General features: G+C 68.9%; 16 protein-coding genes and 1 tRNA gene. 9 read left to right on the top strand and 8 right to left on the bottom strand.

Annotated elements, in window-relative coordinates:
• Positions 1-54: 54 nt before the first annotated feature.
• A complete protein-coding gene (locus tag KGA65_RS15235; protein ID WP_225863957.1) occupies positions 55-1,053 on the top strand; it encodes a CobD/CbiB family protein in 999 nt (332 codons plus the stop codon).
• Between the two features lie 29 nt (positions 1,054-1,082).
• Here the strand turns inward: KGA65_RS15235 and rsgA are convergent, their stop codons facing one another.
• The gene (gene rsgA, locus KGA65_RS15230; protein ID WP_225863956.1) at positions 1,083-2,054 is read right to left on the bottom strand and encodes a ribosome small subunit-dependent GTPase A; all 972 of its coding nucleotides are present in this window, start codon (positions 2,052-2,054) and stop codon (positions 1,083-1,085) included.
• Positions 2,051-3,316 (bottom strand): M48 family metallopeptidase, encoded by a 1,266-nt coding sequence (locus KGA65_RS15225; RefSeq protein ID WP_225863955.1) that lies wholly within the window; start codon positions 3,314-3,316, stop codon positions 2,051-2,053. Before KGA65_RS15225 ends, rsgA begins: the two co-directional genes overlap by 4 nt.
• Before the next feature lie 56 nt (positions 3,317-3,372).
• Here KGA65_RS15225 and orn point away from each other — a divergent pair, with 56 nt between their 5' ends.
• Complete coding sequence (gene orn, locus KGA65_RS15220) at positions 3,373-3,933, top strand: oligoribonuclease (protein ID WP_225863954.1); 561 nt, start codon at positions 3,373-3,375, stop codon at positions 3,931-3,933.
• A gap of 15 nt (positions 3,934-3,948) precedes the next feature.
• Here the strand turns inward: orn and KGA65_RS15215 are convergent, their stop codons facing one another.
• Positions 3,949-4,992, bottom strand: coding sequence for a quinone-dependent dihydroorotate dehydrogenase (locus KGA65_RS15215; protein WP_225863953.1), 1,044 nt, complete (start codon positions 4,990-4,992; stop codon positions 3,949-3,951).
• A gap of 61 nt (positions 4,993-5,053) precedes the next feature.
• On the opposite strand from KGA65_RS15215, the gene rpiA reads away from it, so the two are divergent.
• Positions 5,054-5,716 carry a ribose-5-phosphate isomerase RpiA gene (gene rpiA / locus KGA65_RS15210; RefSeq protein ID WP_225863952.1) on the top strand — a complete coding sequence of 221 codons (663 nt, stop codon included), beginning with the start codon at positions 5,054-5,056 and terminating at the stop codon, positions 5,714-5,716.
• 22 nt (positions 5,717-5,738) lie between these two features.
• Here the strand turns inward: rpiA and mnmC are convergent, their stop codons facing one another.
• The 4 genes from mnmC to earP all read right to left on the bottom strand — a co-directional run bounded on the left by mnmC (position 5,739) and on the right by earP (position 10,654).
• A complete protein-coding gene (gene mnmC / locus KGA65_RS15205) occupies positions 5,739-7,778 on the bottom strand; it encodes a bifunctional tRNA (5-methylaminomethyl-2-thiouridine)(34)-methyltransferase MnmC2/FAD-dependent 5-carboxymethylaminomethyl-2-thiouridine(34) oxidoreductase MnmC1 (RefSeq protein WP_225863951.1) in 2,040 nt (679 codons plus the stop codon).
• Positions 7,775-8,740, bottom strand: a complete 966-nt coding sequence (locus tag KGA65_RS15200) for a heme-dependent oxidative N-demethylase subunit alpha family protein (RefSeq protein ID WP_225863950.1) — start codon at positions 8,738-8,740, stop codon at positions 7,775-7,777. Before KGA65_RS15200 ends, mnmC begins: the two co-directional genes overlap by 4 nt.
• Before the next feature lie 93 nt (positions 8,741-8,833).
• Positions 8,834-9,388 (bottom strand): elongation factor P, encoded by a 555-nt coding sequence (gene efp / locus KGA65_RS15195; RefSeq protein ID WP_225863949.1) that lies wholly within the window; start codon positions 9,386-9,388, stop codon positions 8,834-8,836.
• Between the two features lie 195 nt (positions 9,389-9,583).
• On the bottom strand, positions 9,584-10,654 hold the full coding sequence (gene earP / locus KGA65_RS15190) for an elongation factor P maturation arginine rhamnosyltransferase EarP (protein ID WP_225863948.1): 1,071 nt from the start codon (positions 10,652-10,654) through the stop codon (positions 9,584-9,586).
• Between the two features lie 34 nt (positions 10,655-10,688).
• On the opposite strand from earP, the gene uvrC reads away from it, so the two are divergent.
• The 5 genes from uvrC (at position 10,689) to KGA65_RS15165 (ending at position 14,467) form a co-directional block, all read left to right on the top strand.
• Positions 10,689-12,770, top strand: coding sequence for an excinuclease ABC subunit UvrC (gene uvrC, locus KGA65_RS15185; protein WP_225863947.1), 2,082 nt, complete (start codon positions 10,689-10,691; stop codon positions 12,768-12,770).
• Positions 12,757-13,236 carry a hypothetical protein gene (locus KGA65_RS15180; protein WP_225863946.1) on the top strand — a complete coding sequence of 160 codons (480 nt, stop codon included), beginning with the start codon at positions 12,757-12,759 and terminating at the stop codon, positions 13,234-13,236. The genes uvrC and KGA65_RS15180 overlap by 14 nt, the downstream gene beginning before the upstream one ends.
• Before the next feature lie 54 nt (positions 13,237-13,290).
• The gene (pgsA, locus tag KGA65_RS15175; RefSeq protein WP_225863945.1) at positions 13,291-13,857 is read left to right on the top strand and encodes a CDP-diacylglycerol--glycerol-3-phosphate 3-phosphatidyltransferase; all 567 of its coding nucleotides are present in this window, start codon (positions 13,291-13,293) and stop codon (positions 13,855-13,857) included.
• Positions 13,858-14,098: 241 nt separating this feature from the next.
• Positions 14,099-14,371, top strand: a complete 273-nt coding sequence (locus KGA65_RS15170) for an HU family DNA-binding protein (protein WP_225863944.1) — start codon at positions 14,099-14,101, stop codon at positions 14,369-14,371.
• 20 nt (positions 14,372-14,391) lie between these two features.
• A tRNA-Val gene (locus KGA65_RS15165) sits at positions 14,392-14,467 on the top strand.
• 148 nt (positions 14,468-14,615) lie between these two features.
• Here KGA65_RS15165 and KGA65_RS15160 read toward each other — a convergent pair.
• Positions 14,616-15,434, bottom strand: a complete 819-nt coding sequence (locus KGA65_RS15160; RefSeq protein WP_225863943.1) for a phosphate/phosphite/phosphonate ABC transporter substrate-binding protein — start codon at positions 15,432-15,434, stop codon at positions 14,616-14,618.
• Positions 15,435-15,747: 313 nt separating this feature from the next.
• On the opposite strand from KGA65_RS15160, the gene KGA65_RS15155 reads away from it, so the two are divergent.
• Positions 15,748-17,664, top strand: coding sequence for a SurA N-terminal domain-containing protein (locus tag KGA65_RS15155; protein ID WP_225863942.1), 1,917 nt, complete (start codon positions 15,748-15,750; stop codon positions 17,662-17,664).
• The last annotated feature ends 7 nt before the right edge of the window (positions 17,665-17,671 follow it).

Here is a 17,671-nt window from a genome sequence, read left to right as displayed (position 1 = left end):
TCCCGCAGGCTGTTGGCCACGGCAGAGGGGTGTCCATGGGTATCATCGTGGACGATGAGCTTTTTCGCCGTTCTCTTTGCGTTGCTGCTGGAGCAGATCAAGCCGCTGCCGCGCGACAACTGGGTCCATGACGCCCTGGCTTCGTGGGTGCGTTGGGCCGGCCGCAACTTCGACGCCGGCCAGCCCCACCATGCACGCATCGTCTGGGCTGTGACGGTCCTGGTGCCGGCGGCAGCGGCAGCAGCGATCCACTTCGTGCTGATCGAATACATCAGCCTCCTGCTGGCGCTGGCCTTCGATGTCCTGGCGCTCTACCTGACCCTCGGGTTTCGCCAGTTCAGCCACTATTTCACCGACATCCGCGAGGCCCTGGAGCGGGGCGATGAAGACCACGCCCGCCAGCTGCTGGCCGAGTGGCGCCACCTGGATGTCAGCGAGTTGCCGCGCACCGAGTTGCTGCGCCATGTGATTGAGCATTCCCTGCTGGCCGCCCACCGCCATGTGTTCGGCGTGTTCTTCTGCTACGTGGTGTTCTCGGCCATGGGGCTGGGCCCGGCCGGGGCGATTGCCTATCGGATGGCCGAGTTCGCCAGCCGCTACTGGACCTTTGAGTGCCGCTCGATGGGCGTGGCCGTCAACGAGCGGCTGCGCGACTTTTCGCAGTGGATGTTCGGCCTGATCGACCATGTGCCGGCCCGGCTGACCGCCTTCGGCTTTGCCGTGGTCGGCAATTTCGAGGAGGCGGTGTCGGGCTGGCGGCGCGATGCCGGTCTCTGGAGGCGCGCCAACGAGGGCATCATCCTGGCCGCTGCCGCGGGGGCCGTTGGGGTGCAGCTGGGTGGTGCCGCAGCCCCTGGGGTGACGCCGGACCGGGCCGCCGAGGCCAGTTTTTCTGCCGGGGTTGAAACCGACGAGGCCGAAGCCACCGGCTCGACGCCGGGCCTGCCGCCGGAACTGGGGCACCTGGGCAGCGTGGTCGGCCTGGTGTGGCGCTCCGTCATCCTCTGGATGCTGCTGCTGGCGCTGCTGAAGCTGGCCAATCTGCTGGGCTGACTGCCCGGGGCGTGCCTCGGGGCCGGGGTTCAGCCCGGCTGCTGGCCGCGGGATAGCTCTTCCCACAGCGCGCCGTAGAGCCGGTAGCGCTGAGGGCTGATCTCGCCACGCTCCACGGCTGCGCGCACCGTGCAGCCGGGTTCATGCCGGTGGGTGCAGTTGTAGAAACGGCAGGCCCCCTGCGGGCCGTGCAGCACCGCCCGCAGGTCCGGCATCAGTTCCGGCAGACGCTGCGGCGGGATGTGCATCAGGCCGAATTCCTGGAAGCCGGGTGAATCGATCAGGGCCCCCCGGGTGCCTGTCGCTTGCGCCGTGGGTTCCAGCCAGTACCAGGTCGTGGTGGTGGTCGTGTGTCGCCCGGCGTTGAGGGCTTGGGAGATCTCGCCCACCTGGGCCTGGGCCTGCGGCAGCATCAGGTTGATCAGCGTGCTCTTGCCCATGCCGCTGGGACCCAGCACCAGCGTGGTGTGTCCGGCCAGCACCGGTGCCAGCAGCGCCTGCGCCGCTTCGGGCTGGCCTTTCAGCGAGGTCTCGAGCACCGTCAGGCCCATGGCCCGGTAAGGGGCGAGCCGCTCGCGCGCCAGGGCGGCGCTGGGCAGGTCCACCTTGTTGAGCAGCAGCACGGCGCGGATGCCGGCATCCTCGGCCGCGATCAGGGCCCGGTTCAGCTGGGATTCGCTGAACATCGGCTCGCCGGCCAGCATGATCAGCAGCTGATCCAGGTTGGCGGCGAAGGACTTGCTGCGCCATTCGTCCTGCCGCATCAGCAGGTTGCGCCGTGGGCTCAGGGCCTCGACCACGGCCTCGTCGCCAGCCGGGGCCCAGCGCACCCGGTCACCCACCACACAGGCGCTCTTTTTGCCCCGGGAATGGGCCAGCAGGCGCTCGCCCGCGGGGGTCTCGATCACCACATGGCGGCCGTGCGAGCCCACCACCAGGGCCTCCTGCAGCGTGGCATGCGAGGCTTGTGCCTTGGTGGCACGGGCCGGGGGGCGGTTCATGCGCGGGCCAGGGCCGCCAGGCGCTCGGAGGCGGGCGGGTGGGAGTAGTAGAACTGCGCGTACAGCGGGTCCGGGGTCAGCGTCGAGGCGTTGTCCTCGTAGAGTTTGAGCAGTGCTGCGGCCAGCTGCTGGCTGCTGGCCTGGCGGCAGGCGTAGGCATCGGCCTGGAATTCGTCGCGGCGCGAGAGCTGTGCCATCAGCGGGCCGACGAAGTACAGGAAGGGCGGCGTGGCCAGCATGAACAGCAGCAGGGCGAGCGCGTTGTTGGGGGCCATCAGGTTGGGTTGCACGCCCAGTCCCTGGTAGAAGCTGGTCTGCCCGGCCAGCCAGGCCAGCAGGGCCAGGCCCAGCGCGCTCAGCCCGATCACCAGCGCCATGCGCCGGCGCACGTGGTGGTGGCTGAAATGGCCCAGCTCATGGGCGAGCACAGCTTCCACCTCTGGCGGCTGCAGGCGCGCCAGCAGGGTGTCGAAGAAGACGACCCGCTTGGCCCGGCCCATGCCAGCGAAGTAGGCGTTGCCATGGGCGGAACGGCGGCTGCCGTCCATCACGAACAGGCCTTTGGCCTGGAAGCCGCAGCGCTGCATCAGGGTCTGGATGCGGGCGGCCAGCTCGGCATCGGCCAGCGGCGTGAAGCGGTTGAACAAGGGGGCGATGACGGTGGGGTAGAGCACCTGCATCAGCAGCATGAAGCCGGTCCACAGGGCCCAGGCCCAGACCCACCAGAAGGCACCGGTGGCCTGCATCACCCACAGCACCGCGGCCAGCAGCGGCAGGCCGACCAGGGCGCCGACCAGCAGGCCCTTGAGCTGGTCGCCCAGGAACAGGCCGAGGCTCATGCGGTTGAAGCCGAAACGCTGCTCGATGCGGAAGGTGCGGTACCACTCGAACGGCAGCTCCAGCAGCGCGCTGATCAGGCCGAAGGCCGCGACCAGGGCCAGCTGGTAGAGCAGGGCGCCGCCCCAGGGCAGCACGGCATCGCGCAGCGCGCTGTTGAGCGCCTCCAGCCCGCCCAGCAGGGTCCAGCCCAGCAGCACGGCGGTGGCAAAGCTCTCGCTGAGCATGCCGAAGCGGGTGCGCGCGATGGTGTAGTCGGCCGCACGCTGGTGGGCATCCAGCGGGATCGTGGCATCGAACGGGGCGGGCACCTGGCCGCGGTGGGCGTGCACATGGCGCATCTGCCGCGAAGCCAGCCAGAGCTTGACCCCCAGCGACAGCAGCAGCGCGGCGCAGAGCGCCAGCGAGACGTGAATGGCTTGCATGGGGCGGCAGTGTATGTTGTCGGACAATGCCGGGCAGCATCGATTGAGTGAAAGCCATGACCGAGACCACGCTGACCAAGCATGAGAACAACCTGATCTGGATCGACCTGGAGATGACCGGGCTGAAGCCGGAGTCCGACCGCATCATCGAGATCGCCGTCATCGTGACCGACCCGCTGCTGACGGTGCGGGTGGAAGGCCCGGTGTTTGCGATCCACCAGAGCGACGCGACGCTGGACGCCATGGACGCCTGGAACAAGGGCACCCACGGCAAGAGCGGCCTGATCGACCGGGTCAAGGCCTCCACCGTCGACGAGGCCGAGGCGCAAACGCGGGTGATCGAGTTCCTGTCGGCCTACGTGCCGGCGGGCAAGAGCCCGATGTGCGGCAACTCGATCTGCCAGGACCGCCGCTTCCTGGCCAAGGACATGAAGGGCCTGGAGGCCTTTTTCCACTACCGCAATCTGGACGTCAGCACCCTGAAGGAGCTGGCTCGCCGCTGGAAACCTGCGGCGCTGGAAGGCCTGGTCAAGGCCAACAAGCACACCGCGCTGGCCGACATCCACGAGTCCATCGACGAACTGCTGCACTACCGCCAGCACTTCCTGGCGGTGTGACGCTGTCGGTGTGACTCAGGCCTGGGCCGCCATGGCCTGGGCCGCATCGCGCACCAGCTCCGGTCCGCGGTAGATCAGGCCGGTGTAGACCTGCACCAGGTCCGCACCGGCAGCCAGCTTGGCGCAGGCGTCGGCGCCGCTCATCACGCCACCGGCGCCGATGATCGGGAAGTTCGGTCCCAAGTGGCTGCGCAGCGCGCGGATCACCTTGTTGCTGGCCTCCTGCACCGGCCGGCCGGACAGGCCGCCGGTCTCCTCGGCATGGCGCAGGCCCTTGACCGCCTCGCGGCTGAGGGTGGTGTTGGTGGCGATCACGCCGTCCAGGCGGTGCTTCTGCAGCGTCGCGGCGATGACGGCGATCTGGGCCTCGTCCAGGTCCGGCGCGATCTTCAGGAACAGCGGCACCCGGCGCCGGTGCTGGTCCATCAGCTCGCGCTGGCGGGCGGTCAGCGCCCCCAGCAGGGCATCCAGTGCCTCGTCGCTCTGCAGCGAGCGCAGGTTCTTGGTGTTGGGGCTGGAGATGTTGACCGTGACGTAATCGGCGTGCGGATAGACCCCGGCCAGCGCGATGAGGTAGTCGTCGACTGCGTTTTCGATCGGCGTGACTGCGTTCTTGCCGATGTTCAGGCCCAGGATGCCGCCCTTCTTGCGGAAGCTGCGTGAGCGCTGCACGTTGGCCACGAAAGCCTCCAGCCCGTCGTTGTTGAAGCCCATGCGGTTGATCAGCGCCTCGGCCGAGGGCAGGCGGAACATGCGCGGCTTGGGGTTGCCCGGCTGCGCCTTGGGCGTGACCGTGCCGACCTCGACGAAGCCGAAGCCCATCGCGCCGAAGCCGTCAACGGCGCGGCCGTTCTTGTCCAGGCCCGCGGCCAGGCCGATGCGGTTGGGAAAGCGCAGGCCGGCCACCGTCACCGGGTCGTCCACCCGCTGCTGCGCCCACAGGCACTGGGCCGGCGTGTTCTGCAGTCGGGCCAAGGTGTCGATGGTCAGTTCGTGGGCGGTTTCCGCATCCAGGCGGAACAAGGCGGTGCGGGAGAGGGCGTAGGGAATCAGGGACATGGGCTGCAGGCTGAGGGTACGGGCCGGATTGTCCCAGAAGGGGGCGGCGATAATGCCGCCCATGACGCAAGACGAACTGAAGGCCCTGGTCGGGCAGGCGGCGCTGGCCCATGTGGTGCCCGGCGCCATCGTGGGCGTGGGCACCGGCTCCACCGTCAACTGCTTCATCGACGCGCTGGCGACGATGAAGGACCGGATCCGCGGCGCGGTGTCCAGTTCGGTCAAGAGCACCGAGCGCCTGCAGGCCCTTGGCATCCCGGTGCTCGATTCGAACACCGTCGAGTCGATCCCGGTCTACATCGACGGGGCCGACGAGATCGACCACCAGGGCTTCATGATCAAGGGCGGCGGCGCGGCGCTGACGCGCGAGAAGATCGTCGCCGACCTGGCCGATCGATTCGTCTGCATTGCCGACGAATCGAAGCTGGTCGAGGTGCTGGGCGCCTTCCCGCTGCCGGTGGAGGTGATCCCGATGGCGGCGGCCCAGGTGATGCGCCGCTTCGCGCAGGTCTATGGCGGAACGGCCAGCGTGCGCGCGGGCGTGACGACCGACAACGGCAACATCATCGTCGACGTGCGCGGGCTGAAGATCAGCGACCCGCTGGCGATGGAGACCGAGGTCAACCAATGGCCGGGCGTGGTCACCGTCGGCATCTTCGGCCGCCACAAGGCCAAGGTCTGCCTGCTGGGAACCCCGGCGGGCGTGCGCACGCTGAACTTCTGATCCGCGCCCGGGGGGCGCGGGCTCAGTCCTGCGCGGGTCGGCTTGCCGAACGGGCCGCCCGCGCAATGAAACGCGCGGGGTCGATCGCGTCCATCAGGCTGGAGGCCAGCGGCACCGGCGCCCCGGTGATCCAGGCGGCCAGCACCTCGCCCAGCAGCGGCGCCAGCGTGATGCCGCGTGAGCCCAGGGCGCTCAGCACATACAGGCCCGGCACCCGCGGCACCATGCGGGGCTGTTCCTGCCGCCGTGCGCCGGCCCGCTGGGCCGCGGGCAGCGGCACCGGGCCCGCCAGCGGCAGCCGGTCCTCGCAGGCCAGGCGCCAGCCCACCCGACCGGTCAGTTGACCCTCTGCCATCGCGCGGGCCAGCAGGGCCTCGCGTCGGGCCGGCTCGACATGCTCGGTGGGGCAAGCCAGCAGATGGGCCAGCTGGTCGAGGTTGGCCTGGTGGTCGGCCAGGCGCAGCGCCGGGTCGGGGTCGTGCAGCTGGTGGGTGGCGCCGCACAACAGGCCGCCACCGGACGCGGCGGGCAGCCCGATCAGGTAGCCACCGCTGGCCAGCGGGTGCTGCGGGCGGGGCAGGCCCAGGGCCTCGGCCAAGGGGGCGGCCAGCTGGCTCACCTGGCCTCGGCTGCGCTGGTGGGGCCAGTCGTCCACCTCGGTCCAGGGGCGCAGCAGCGCGAGGCCGTCGGCGGCCCCGGCCACCACCACCACGTCCGCCTCGGCCAGGGACTGTCCGTCCGCATCCCGGGCCAGCCAGCCGCCGCCATGGCGTGGGCTCATTGCCTGCACCTGCTGACCGGGGTGCACCGTGACGCCTGGCGTGGCCAGCCAGGCCCGCACCAGATCGGCCGGGCAGGCCCAGCCGCCTTGCGGATACCACCAGCCCGGGCCGCTGGGGGGCACCCCCAGCAGCGGGGCCGCAGCCTCGGGTTGCATCGCCTGCACATAACCCGCGGGCAGGCCCTGCGCCTGCAGGGCCGAGCACCGGGCGGCCCAGTCCGCTGGCTGGCCGCCGCCGCGCCACAGTCCGTCGGTGTCGCCCGCCACCGCGCCCCGGGCCACCAGCGGGGCGATCAGCTGATGCGCCCGCAGGGCGGCCGCGCGCAGCAGCTGGGCATGCGACCCGTCGTGCGCATGGGCGACGCCGTGGAACAGGCCGGCCCGGTTGCCCGAGGTTTCCTGGGCTGGGGCCTCGCGGCGCTCCAGCACCGTGACCGCCAGCCCCTGGGCGGCCAGGGCGCGGGCTGCCGCGGCACCGGCCAGGCCGGCGCCGATCACCAGTGCCTGCCGGGCCACCGGCGCGGCCTGCCGGCCGGGCGGAGTCTGCTGCGCCAGGGCTGCGGCCGGCCGCGGATGGCGGCGGGCGATCAGCATGTCGCGCTTGGTGCCGAAGCCGGGGGCCCGCTCCCACTGGAGGCCCGCGCCCTGCAAGCCGTCGCGTACGACGCGCGAGACGCTCCAGGTGGCCGCCGTCAGGTCCGCCGCGCCCAGTCGGGTGGCATGGCGCAGCTGGTGGGCGTCCCACATGGCCGGATTCTGGGACGGGGCGAAGCCGTCGAGGTAGCAGGCATCGACGGTGCCGACCAGTTCGGGCCACCAGGTGGCCACATCCCCCAGGGCCAGCAGCAGCCGCACCTGGCCGTCCTCGAAGTCCAGCACATGCAGGTCGGGGGTGGCGGGCGGCCACTGGGCCAGCAGCTGCGCGGCCAGGACCGGGGCCGGGCTGTGGGCATGGGCCTGGCGCAGGTCGGCCAGCCGCGGTGGATGCTTCTCCATCGAGACAAAGACCAGACGCGCGCAACGCTGGGGGTCGGCCCGCCAGGCCGCCCAGGTGGCCAGAAAGTTGTTGCCCAGGCCGAAGCCGGTCTCCAGGATCACGAAGCGGGCACGTCCCTGCCAGCGCTGCGGCAGGCCATTGCCGTGCAGGAAGACGTGCTCGGCCTGGGCGAAGGCGCCATCCCGCGCGTGGTAGATGTCCTGAAAGCCGGGGGCCCAGGCCAGACCGTCGTGGCCCGGGTGGGCGAAATCGATCTGCGCCTCGACGATGGGTTCGGTCTTCATGCGCTGGCGGCGGCCGTGGGCAACTCGGCCCGATGGGCCAGCCAGCGCAGCAGGGGCTCGCGCGCGTCGCTCAGCTGACGGTAGTCCAGCACCGCGGCGCTCATGCTGGCCACCGCGTCGTGCAGGCGGCGCGCCCGGTCCGGGGAGTCAATCGCCAGGGCCAGGGGCTGCACCTCGACCTGGATGGTGAACACCGCCTGCCCGTGGGCCGGCAGCGGGATGAAGGTCTGCCGTTCGGTGCGGAACCAGGTCTGGCGGGTCAGGCCGGCCTCGTTCAGGTCGGTCGGCCAGGGCGAGGCAGACATGCGCTGCGGATGCGCGTCCAGCCGCGGGTGGCGGGTCACGTTCCAGACGAAGCGCTCCCAGCGCTGCGGGCCGGTGACCAGCTTCAGCAGGTGTTCACCGGCGGCCACCAGCACCGCGTTGTCGGCCACCGGGGCATGCACCTGGGCGAAGTGGCGGCCGATCTTCTCGGCCGGCGCCCAGTGCGAGGGCAGCGCCACGGCCAGCCAGTGCAGGGTGGCGCGTGGGCCATCGACGATGGCCAGGTCTTCCTGCACGGCCAGCGCGAACAGGGCGGCCTGGCGCCAGGCCGACGGCAGTGCCGCCAGGCACAGGCCGACCTCGGGCACCGCGCCGGGCAGGGCCGTCACGGTGCCGTCCTCGGTTGCCGACCAGCCCAGCCAGTGGGCCTGCAGCCGGCCGGGCTCTGCCCAGGCCAGGGCCTCGGGGTGCTCGGTCGCAGCCTGGGCCATGGCCACCCGCAGGGCCGGCAGTGGGTCGAAGCCCGCTTCGCTCAACAGGGCGGCCTCGGCATGGCCCCAGAACACGGCCAGCTTTTCGCGCAGGTGGTGGGCCTGCGGGCGGTTGGGGGTGAACTGGGGTCGGCCGGCTGCCAGTTTGCGCAGGCCGGGCTGCATGCGGAACGGGGCGGTGACGGCGTGCTCGAAGTCGAAGGACATGGTGTGTCGGAAATGCCCGGTGCCCAAGAAAAAGGGCACCCGAAGGTGCCCATCATCATGCCGGCAAACCCGGCATCACCGTGTTGGCGTCGATCAGACGCGCTTGCGGTATTCGTGGGTGCGGGTGTCGATTTCGATCTTGTCGCCGTTTTCCACGAACAGCGGCACGGAGATCTCGAAGCCGGTGCCCTTCAGGCGGGCGGGCTTCAGGACCTTGCCCGAGGTGTCGCCCTTGACGCCCGGCTCGGTTTCGATTTCGCGCACGACGCTGGTCGGCAGTTCGACCGAGATGGCCTTGCCGTCGTAGAACACCACTTCCACCGGCATGTTGTCTTCCAGGTAGTTGATGGCGTCACCCATGTTCTCGGCTTCCACCTCGAACTGGTTGTATTCGGAATCCATGAACACGTACATCGGGTCAGCGAAGTAGGTGTAGGTGCATTCCTTGGTCTCGAGGACGATCTGCTCCATCTTGTCGTCGGCCTTGAAGACGACTTCGGCGCCAGAGCCGTTGAGCAGGTTCTTCATCTTCATGCGCACGGTGGCGGCGCCGCGGCCGCCACGGCTGTATTCGGTCTTCAGGACGACCATCGGGTCCTTGCCCTGCATGATGACGTTGCCGGCGCGGATTTCTTGAGCGAGCTTCATGGTGAGATTCCGTTGGTGGCGGCGCCCCTCAGAACAGGGTTCGGAAAAATCATCCGAGGTCGGACGCCTGAAAAGATTGCGAGTCAGTTGAGGGCGGCCCGGTGTTTTTCCAGACATTCGGTCCAGGAATGTCTTTGGGCGGCCCCGCAAGGACGGCGGTGGCCTGGGCCACGTCTTCTCGCAAAGCTCTTGATTTTAGCGCTTTTCCATGACGAAATCGAGGAGCTGCCGGACAAGCGGTGGCTGGCTCAGCAGGCGGGTGCGCCAGGCCTGGGTCCAGGCCGCCCAGGCGCCCAGCGGCGGCAGCGCGGGCCAATCCGGCTGCAGGCCGTTCCAGGCCCGCATCAATTGGGCGACGGTGCTGGCCAGCGGTGCTGGCGCACCTTCCAGGTGGCGGGTGAGAAACGCGGCCAGCTTGTCGGCATGCACGCCGTCCTCCTGCGGGTAGATCTGCCAGAGGAAGGGGCGCCCCGCCCATTGGGCGCGGACGAAGGAGTCCTCGCCCCGCACCAGGTTCAGGTCACAGGCCCACTGCAGGCGGTCGTAGTCGGGCTGGCTCAGCCAGGGCAGGGCCTGCAGGCGCAGCCCGGGTGGGCGGGGCAGGTCGCGTGTCAGGGTGGTGGCGGGGCCGGGGGCGGTCAGCAGCAGCGTGGGGGCATCGCCCAGGGCGGCCAACAGGGCCGGCAGCTGGTCCTGTGGGTAGCAGAAGAGGCTCACCAGCCGCTCGCCCGGCTGGGGGGCAATGCCTTGTCGGGCCCGCCAGGCTGCGGCGTCGAAACCCGCCTGCGCCTGCAGCAGGTCCTCTTCGCGCAGCAGGCCGCCGGTGGCCGGGGTGAAGCCGGGGTAGAAGAACCACTTGTCCAGGCCGCAGCGCTGCGGCGAGCGCAGGCGGTGCGAGCGTTCGACATAGGGCTCGGCGCTCAGGTATTCGAGATTGACCCACACCGGCGGCCGGGCCGCGGCGGCCATGCGGGCGACGAAGGACTCGGGGGGGTCGCAGCCAAAGGCTTCCACCACCACATCGCCCGGCTCGGGCAGCGGGGTGTCGGCTGTCCAGGGCTGTACCGCGACGCCCGCGTGCCCGGCCGGTGCCATCCATTGCAGGGCCTGGGGATCGTCGACCCACAGCCGCACCTGCTGGCCGTGCTCGGCCAGACCGACTGCCAGCCGCCAGCACACGCCGATGTCGCCGTAGTTGTCGATCACACGGCAGAAAAGGTCCCAGCACCAAGCCGGTGGGACAGGGGGCTGGGAGGGCGCGGGCATCCGGCCATTATCCGGGGCGGCACAATCACGGGCGATGAGTGAACTGCCGTCCGAACCCCTGCCGCCGCCAGCGGCGGCCGCTGCCGAGCGCGAGAGCCGTGATGCCGTGCAGGCGGCGCTGGCTGCGCGTGAACGCATCCTGGTCGAGGTGGCGGCGCTGCCCAACCTGCCGGGGGTCTACCGTTACTTCGATGTGCAGGGCAACGTGCTGTACGTGGGCAAGGCCCGCGATCTGCGGCGCCGCGTCTCCAGCTACTTCCACAAGGACCACAGCGGCACCCGCATCGGGCTGATGGTGGCGCGCATCGCCCGCCTGGAAACGACGGTGGTGCGCAGCGAGGACGAGGCGCTGTTGCTCGAGAACAACCTGATCAAGACGTTGAACCCCAAGTTCAACATCCTGTTCCGGGACGACAAGAGCTACCCGTATCTGAAGATCACCGGCACCCGCAGTGGCGAGGCGCCAGGCCAGCCCGCCGCGCAGCGCTTTCCGCGCGTGGCCTACTACCGGGGCGCGGTGGACCGGCGCCACCGCTACTTCGGCCCCTATCCCAGCGCCTGGGCGGTCAAGGAGACGATCCAGATCCTGCAGAAGGTCTTCCGCCTGCGCACCTGCGAGGACACGGTCTTCAACAACCGCTCGCGCCCCTGCCTGCTCTACCAGATCCGCCGCTGCACCGGCCCCTGCGTGGGCTTCATCTCGGCCGAGGACTACGCCCGTGACGTGCGCGACGCCGAGCGCTTTCTGCTGGGCGAACAGCAGGCGGTGGTGGATGAGCTGCAGGCGCAGATGATGGCGCACGCCGAGGTGCTGGAATTCGAGAAGGCGGCCGAGCTGCGCAACCGCATCGCCGCGCTGGCCAAGGTGCAGCACCAGCAGTCGGTGGAAGAGAGCAGCCTGAGCAGCAGCGGGCGCGACGTGGACATCCTGGCCGTCAAGGTGGCCGGTGGCCGGGCCTGCGTGAACCTGGCCATGGTGCGCGGCGGCCGCCACCTGGGCGACCGGGCCTTCTTCCCGGCCCATGTGGAGGAAGCCACCGCGCTGGCCGCGGACGAGGCCCATGCGCTGGACGATGATGGTGAGACGCCGGCGTTGCCCGAGGACCCGGCCGAAGCCGCCGCCGTGCTGCTGCGCCGGGCGGAAACCCAGGTGATGGAGGCCTTCATCACCCAACACTATCTGCACACCGCGCCGCCGCCGCTGCTGGTGCTGAGCCACCCGATCGACGAGGCCTTGCTGCAGGCCCTCAGCGAGCAGGCGGGCAGCAAGGTGCATGCGGTGCACCAGCCGCGCGAGCAGCGCCGCATCTGGTTGGAGATGGCGGTCAAGGGCTGCGAACTGGCGCTGGCGCGCCTGCTGTCCGAGGAAGGCTCGCAGCGTGAGCGCACCCGGGCAATGGTGGATGCGCTGGACCTGGCGGTGGAGGACCTCGACAGTTTTCGCGTCGAGTGCTTCGACATCAGCCACACGGCCGGCGAGGCCACCCAGGCCTCCTGCGTGGTCTACCAGGACCACAAGATGCAGAACAGCGAGTACCGCCGCTTCAACATCGAAGGCATCACGGGCGGTGACGACTATGCGGCGATGCGCCAGGTGCTGCGTCGGCGCTACGAGAAGCTGGCCGCCCAGGCGGCCGAGGGGCCGATCCCGCGCGACGCCAAGCACCGCCTGCCCGACCTGGTGCTGGTCGATGGCGGGCGCGGTCAGGTGGCGATGGCGCGCGAGGTCTTTCAGGAGCTGGGCCTGGACCTGTCCCTGATCGCCGGGGTTGAGAAGGGCGAGGGCCGCAAGGTGGGGCTGGAGGAGCTGGTGTTCGCCGATGGCCGCGAGAAGCTGGCGCTGCCACCCGATTCCGCCGCGCTGATGCTGATTGCGCAGATCCGCGACGAGGCGCACCGCTTCGCCATCACCGGCATGCGGGCCAAGCGGGCCAGCATCCGCACCGGCGGCAGCCGGCTGGAGGACATCCCGGGCGTGGGGCCGAAGAAGCGTGCGCGCCTGCTGCAGCGCTTTGGTGGTGTGCGCGGCGTGACGGCGGCTGGTGTCGAGGACCTGGCCACCGTGGAAGGCATTTCGAGGGATTTGGCAGAGGAGATCTACCGTGCATTGCACTGAAGTGACACAAGACCGTCGGCGTTGGCTGATGGCCTGGGCTGGGGCTGCGCTCAGCCTGGGGCTGGCCTCCTGCAGCAGCGTGCCGACCCCGGGCGGCAGTGCCGCGGGGCGTGGCCTGCAGGCTGCTCCGGAGGTCGCGGCGCGCAGCTGGGCCGATTACCAGGTGCGGGCGGCCCAGCGCATGGTGGCGGCCAATCCGGGCCGCACCTACCTGGGCCCCGTGCCCGAGCCGCTGCTGGCCATCCCGGTGCTGGAGATCGAACTGAAGGCCGACGGCAGCGTGGCCCACATCAACGTCAAGCGTGAGCCGCGGCAGGCCAAGGACACGATCCAGCTGGCCATCGACGCGGTGCGCCGGGGCGCGCCCTATGGGGACGTGCGGCAGCTGCCCAAACCGTGGAAGTTCACCGAGGTGTTCCTGTTCAACGACGACCGCCAGTTCAAGCCCCGTACGCTGGACGACTGACCACAGCCTGCCAGCATCAGGGCCATGCAAGCAATTGCAGGCAGAATCCACGCCATGTTCTTCACCATCCCGACGCTGCTGACCTGGGCCCGCATCGTGGCCATCCCGCTGATCGTGGGGGTGTTCTACCTGCCGGTGGCGCCAGCGATGGCCAATCTGGCGGCCACCGTGCTCTTCGTCGTGGTGGCGCTGACGGACTGGCTGGACGGCTACCTGGCCCGGCGGCTCAACCAGACGTCGGCCTTCGGGGCCTTCCTGGATCCGGTGGCCGACAAGTTCCTGGTGTGCGCGGCCTTGCTGATCCTGGTGCAGATGGACCGGGTCAACGCCCTGGTTGCCCTGGTCATCATCGGCCGCGAGATCGCGATCTCGGCCCTGCGGGAATGGATGGCTCAGATCGGCGCCTCGCGCAGCGTGGCCGTGCACATGATCGGCAAACTCAAGACCACGGTGCAGATGATCGCGATCCCGTTCCTGCTGTTCGATGGGACGGTCCTCGGGGTGATCGACACCCATCAGTGGGGCACGGTGCTGATCCTGGCCGCGGCGGTGCTGACCATCTGGTCGATGGTCTATTACCTGCGCAAAGCCGTGCCCGAGATCCGTGCCAAGGCGCGTTGACGGCGGTCACATCGGTCTCGGGACAGGAAACACATACAATCCCGCACCCCGCTTGACACCGTTCAGGTCGGCCGCTGTAATCGTTTTTTTTCGGCCCGAGTGCCGGATGGCGGCAGGCGCCACCTGAGGTCAGCGTGAGCGGGCACAGGCGTTGCATTCCTGCGCCAGACCGAAGACATCGTCCCACCGATGCGCACCGGTTCAGGGCCCACCGTGTCAACGTCCCAGAGGGAGTATTTTTGTGAACAAGACAGAGCTGATCGACCTCATCGCCCAGCAGGCGGACATCTCCAAGGCAGCTGCCGCGCGCGCGCTGGAGGCCATGATCGGCGGTGTGCAGTCCACCCTGAAGAAGGGGGGCAGCGTGTCAATCGTCGGTTTCGGCACCTTTGCCGTGACCAAGCGGGCTGCGCGGACGGGGCGCAATCCCCGCACCGGTGCTGCGATCAAGATCAAGGCCGCCAAGGTGCCGAAGTTCCGGCCGGGCAAGGGCCTGAAGGACGCGCTGAACTGAACTGTTTTTCGATGTCCGGCGGGTGCTTAGCTCAGTTGGTAGAGCGGCGCCCTTACAAGGCGTAGGTCGGGGGTTCGAGCCCCTCAGCACCCACCACCGCAGGATTGGAAAGCAAGGACTTGGAGCAATCCAAGTCCTTTTTTCTTGCGTCCCGCTCGCGGGGCCGCTCACAAGGTCTGGCGCCTTCCAGGCCTCACATGGAGCCAGGGCCATCTGCCCGCGGCGGACGAGACGGCAGCCGCATTCACTGCCCCAGCCATCGGAGCAGCCGTTTCAGTTGCTCTCCCGAGTCGGTGTCAAAGGCGTCGATCCCGACCGTCTGGAGGATGTCACGTCCGGGGGCCGTTTGAGGCAAGCCACGCAACTCGGCCTGGATGGCGCGAACTTGTTCCGACGAGACGCGCTTGCCGGCAATGAGCGGGAAGTAAGGCTGAGCGATGCTGCGGTGCAGCACCCGGTGACCGGTCTTGGCCAGGGCCTTGCCCGGCCCCGAATACGAGGCGATGGCGCCCACGTCGGCAAAGCCGTTGTCGATGTAGAACACGACCGCGCCTTGCTCGCGCACGAACTGGTGCCGCTCCGTCATGATGTTGATGCCTTGGTCGCGCAACTCGGCGGCACAGAACTTCGACATGTACGACTCCTGCTCGGGAAACACCCAGCGTTTGCCCCTGGCGTCCGCCAGGGTCTTCAGCGGTGACGACTTTCCAGTGATCACCACGCATTGGCCCTCGGGTCTGGCACTGGCCACGAACTGGTAGCCATGGTCGCGGATGCCCCGAGCCGGGTAATCGCTGGGGCGCGCAAACACGAAGTCGAAGGTGCCGGTTCGCATGCCTTCTTCAAGGCTTGAGAATTCCCGCGCCAAAACCACCCGGACCTTGGTCTTCGCGGCAGCCCCGATCACATCGGCCAGACGGCCGTACTTGGCCATGACGCGTTCATGATCCAAGCCGCCCGAGGTGCCCTCGCTGACGCCCAGCGTCAACACCTGCTGCGCATGCAGCAGTGGTGAAAGCAGCAGGAGACCGAGGACGGCGAGGAACTGAAGGCGACAGGACATGCAGTGAAATTCCCATGAGCAGCAGGCATGCTCGGCCTGACTGAAAGTTGATCCAACCGGAAGGGGCCCGCGCGGAGTGTACGGAGCTACGCGCAACAATTTCCCATGTTCTCGCTGATTCGGGTGTGTCCAGGTGTCCCGCGGCCCGGTGGCCCCTGTCGCCGGGAGCGCAGTTGTCTGAGCCCACGTCCCACGGCGTTGTGCACGTCATTGGCTAGAATGCCGCGCGGCGTACGCAAACCCCACACAAGGCGAACCCCGGTTCGCCTTTGTCGTTTCTGGTCTGCGGCGCTTTCTCTCTAGGCGGAGCTCCATGTTTGAATTCGTCCGTTCCCACACCCGGCTGCTGCAAGGCCTGCTGGTGCTGCTGGTCTTCCCCTCGTTCGTCTTTTTTGGCGTGCAGGGCTATTCCCACTTCGTGGACCAGGCAGCGGCCACCGTGGCCAGCGTCGACGGGCAACCGATCCGGCAGAGCGAACTTGAGGCCGCGCATCGCCAGCAGGTGGAGCGGATGCGCCAGCAGATGCCCCAGGTGGATGTGAAGCTGTTCGACACCCCGCAGGCCCGGCAGCAGACGCTGGATGGGTTGGTGCGCGAGCAGGTGCTGCGCCATGCGGCCCTGAAGGAAAACCTGGTGGTGCCCGACGCCCGTCTGCAACGCCTGTTCGTCAGCGATCCATCCTATGCGCCGCTGCGCAAGCCCGACGGCAGCATCAACAAGGACTACCTCGCGGCCCAGGGCATGGGGGTGGCGCAGTTCACCGACATGCTGCGCACCGAGTACAGCCTGCGGCAGGTGCTGGGCGGCGTGACCGGCTCCTCGCTGTCGGGTCAGACGGTGGCCAGCCAGAATGCGGCGGCACTGCTGGAGCAGCGCGAGGTGCAGGTGCAGCGCTTTGAGGCCAAGGCCTACCTGGCCAAGGTGCAGCCGACGCCAGCTGAGATCGAGGCCTATTACAAGGCCCATACGGACCGCTTCCGCGCGCCGGACGAGGCCAGCATCGAGTACGTGGTGCTGGATCTGGAGGCGCTGAAGAAGCAGGTGAGCGTGTCCGACGACGATCTGAAGAAGTACTACGAGCAGAACGCCAGCCGCTACACCGCGCCGGAAGAACGCCGGGCCAGCCACATCCTGGTGGCCGTGGCCAAGGATGCGTCGGCGGATGTGCGCGCCAAGGCGAAAGCCAAGGCCGAAGCCTTGCTGGCGGAGGTGAAGGCCCATCCCGACAGCTTCGCCGAGCTGGCGAAGAAGAACTCCGACGACCCGGGTTCGGCGTCCAAGGGTGGTGACCTGGATTTCTTCGCCCGCGGCGCGATGGTCAAGCCCTTCGAGGACGCTGCCTTTGGCATGAAGGTGGGTGACATCAGCGGTGTGGTGGCCAGCGACTTCGGCTTTCACATCCTCAAGCTGACCGGCGTGCGGGGTGGCGAGCGCAAGCCCTTCGAGGCGGTGCGACCCGAGATCCAGGACGAGGTGGCCAAGCAATTGGCCCAGCAGCGTTACGCGGAAGCGGCCGAACAGTTCTCCAACCTCGTCTACGAGCAGAGCGACAGCCTGCAGCCGGTGGTGGACAAGCTCAAGCTGACCAAGATGACCGCGGTGGTGCAGCGCGCGGTGGCGCCGGGGGCGACCGGTCCGCTGGCCTCGACCAAGCTGCTGGAGGCGGTGTTCGGCAACGATGCCCTGCAGAACAAGCGCAACACCGAAGCCATCGAAGCCGGTCCGAACCAGCTGGTGTCGGCCCGCGTGGTGAACTACCGGCCGGCCCATGTGCGCGCGCTGGCCGAAGTGCAGGCCCAGGTGCTGGAGCAGCTGAAGGCCGAACAGGCGGCAGCGGCGGCTCGCAAGGAAGGCGAGGCCCGCATGGCCGCGCTCAAACAGAACCCGGCCGACACGCTGGGGCAGTCGCTGCTGCTGTCGCGTGCGCAACCGCAGGGCCAGCCGCGCCAGGTGCTGGAAGCCGCGTTGCGGGCCAAGCTGGGCAGTGCGCCGGCCGTGGTGGGGGTGGACCTGGGCGCCGAGGGCTACGCGGTGCTGAAGGTGACCAAGGTCGTGCCACGCACGGCCGGCGATGCCGACCTGACCCGTGCCAAGCCCTATCTGGCGCAAGCGCTGGCCGAAGCCGAGGAGGCTGCCTATTACGACGCCCTGAAACGGCGTCACAAGGTCGAGCTGAAGCTGGCCACGCCGACGGCTTCGAGCGACGAAGCTGCTTCGGCGGCGAAGTGATGCGCAC

The sequence above is a fragment of the Ideonella benzenivorans genome (assembly GCF_020387415.1).
In the GTDB taxonomy this organism is placed as follows: Bacteria; Pseudomonadota; Gammaproteobacteria; order Burkholderiales; family Burkholderiaceae_C; genus Ideonella; species Ideonella benzenivorans.
The sequence above is the reverse complement of the archived record's forward strand: the minus strand, read 5'-3'. Positions and strand labels throughout refer to the sequence as shown.

Excerpts from the sequence above, each read along its gene's own strand:
- KGA65_RS15235 (WP_225863957.1), top strand. The coding sequence starts at position 55 with ATGAGCTTTTTCGCCGTTCTCTTTGCGTTGCTGCTGGAGCAGATCAAG.
- rsgA (WP_225863956.1), bottom strand. The coding sequence starts at position 2,054 with ATGAACCGCCCCCCGGCCCGTGCCACCAAGGCACAAGCCTCGCATGCC.
- KGA65_RS15225 (WP_225863955.1), bottom strand. The coding sequence starts at position 3,316 with ATGCAAGCCATTCACGTCTCGCTGGCGCTCTGCGCCGCGCTGCTGCTG.
- orn (WP_225863954.1), top strand. The coding sequence starts at position 3,373 with ATGACCGAGACCACGCTGACCAAGCATGAGAACAACCTGATCTGGATC.
- KGA65_RS15215 (WP_225863953.1), bottom strand. The coding sequence starts at position 4,992 with ATGTCCCTGATTCCCTACGCCCTCTCCCGCACCGCCTTGTTCCGCCTG.
- rpiA (WP_225863952.1), top strand. The coding sequence starts at position 5,054 with ATGACGCAAGACGAACTGAAGGCCCTGGTCGGGCAGGCGGCGCTGGCC.
- mnmC (WP_225863951.1), bottom strand. The coding sequence starts at position 7,778 with ATGAAGACCGAACCCATCGTCGAGGCGCAGATCGATTTCGCCCACCCG.
- KGA65_RS15200 (WP_225863950.1), bottom strand. The coding sequence starts at position 8,740 with ATGTCCTTCGACTTCGAGCACGCCGTCACCGCCCCGTTCCGCATGCAG.
- efp (WP_225863949.1), bottom strand. The coding sequence starts at position 9,388 with ATGAAGCTCGCTCAAGAAATCCGCGCCGGCAACGTCATCATGCAGGGC.
- earP (WP_225863948.1), bottom strand. The coding sequence starts at position 10,654 with ATGCCCGCGCCCTCCCAGCCCCCTGTCCCACCGGCTTGGTGCTGGGAC.
- uvrC (WP_225863947.1), top strand. The coding sequence starts at position 10,689 with ATGAGTGAACTGCCGTCCGAACCCCTGCCGCCGCCAGCGGCGGCCGCT.
- pgsA (WP_225863945.1), top strand. The coding sequence starts at position 13,291 with ATGTTCTTCACCATCCCGACGCTGCTGACCTGGGCCCGCATCGTGGCC.
- KGA65_RS15160 (WP_225863943.1), bottom strand. The coding sequence starts at position 15,434 with ATGTCCTGTCGCCTTCAGTTCCTCGCCGTCCTCGGTCTCCTGCTGCTT.
- KGA65_RS15155 (WP_225863942.1), top strand. The coding sequence starts at position 15,748 with ATGTTTGAATTCGTCCGTTCCCACACCCGGCTGCTGCAAGGCCTGCTG.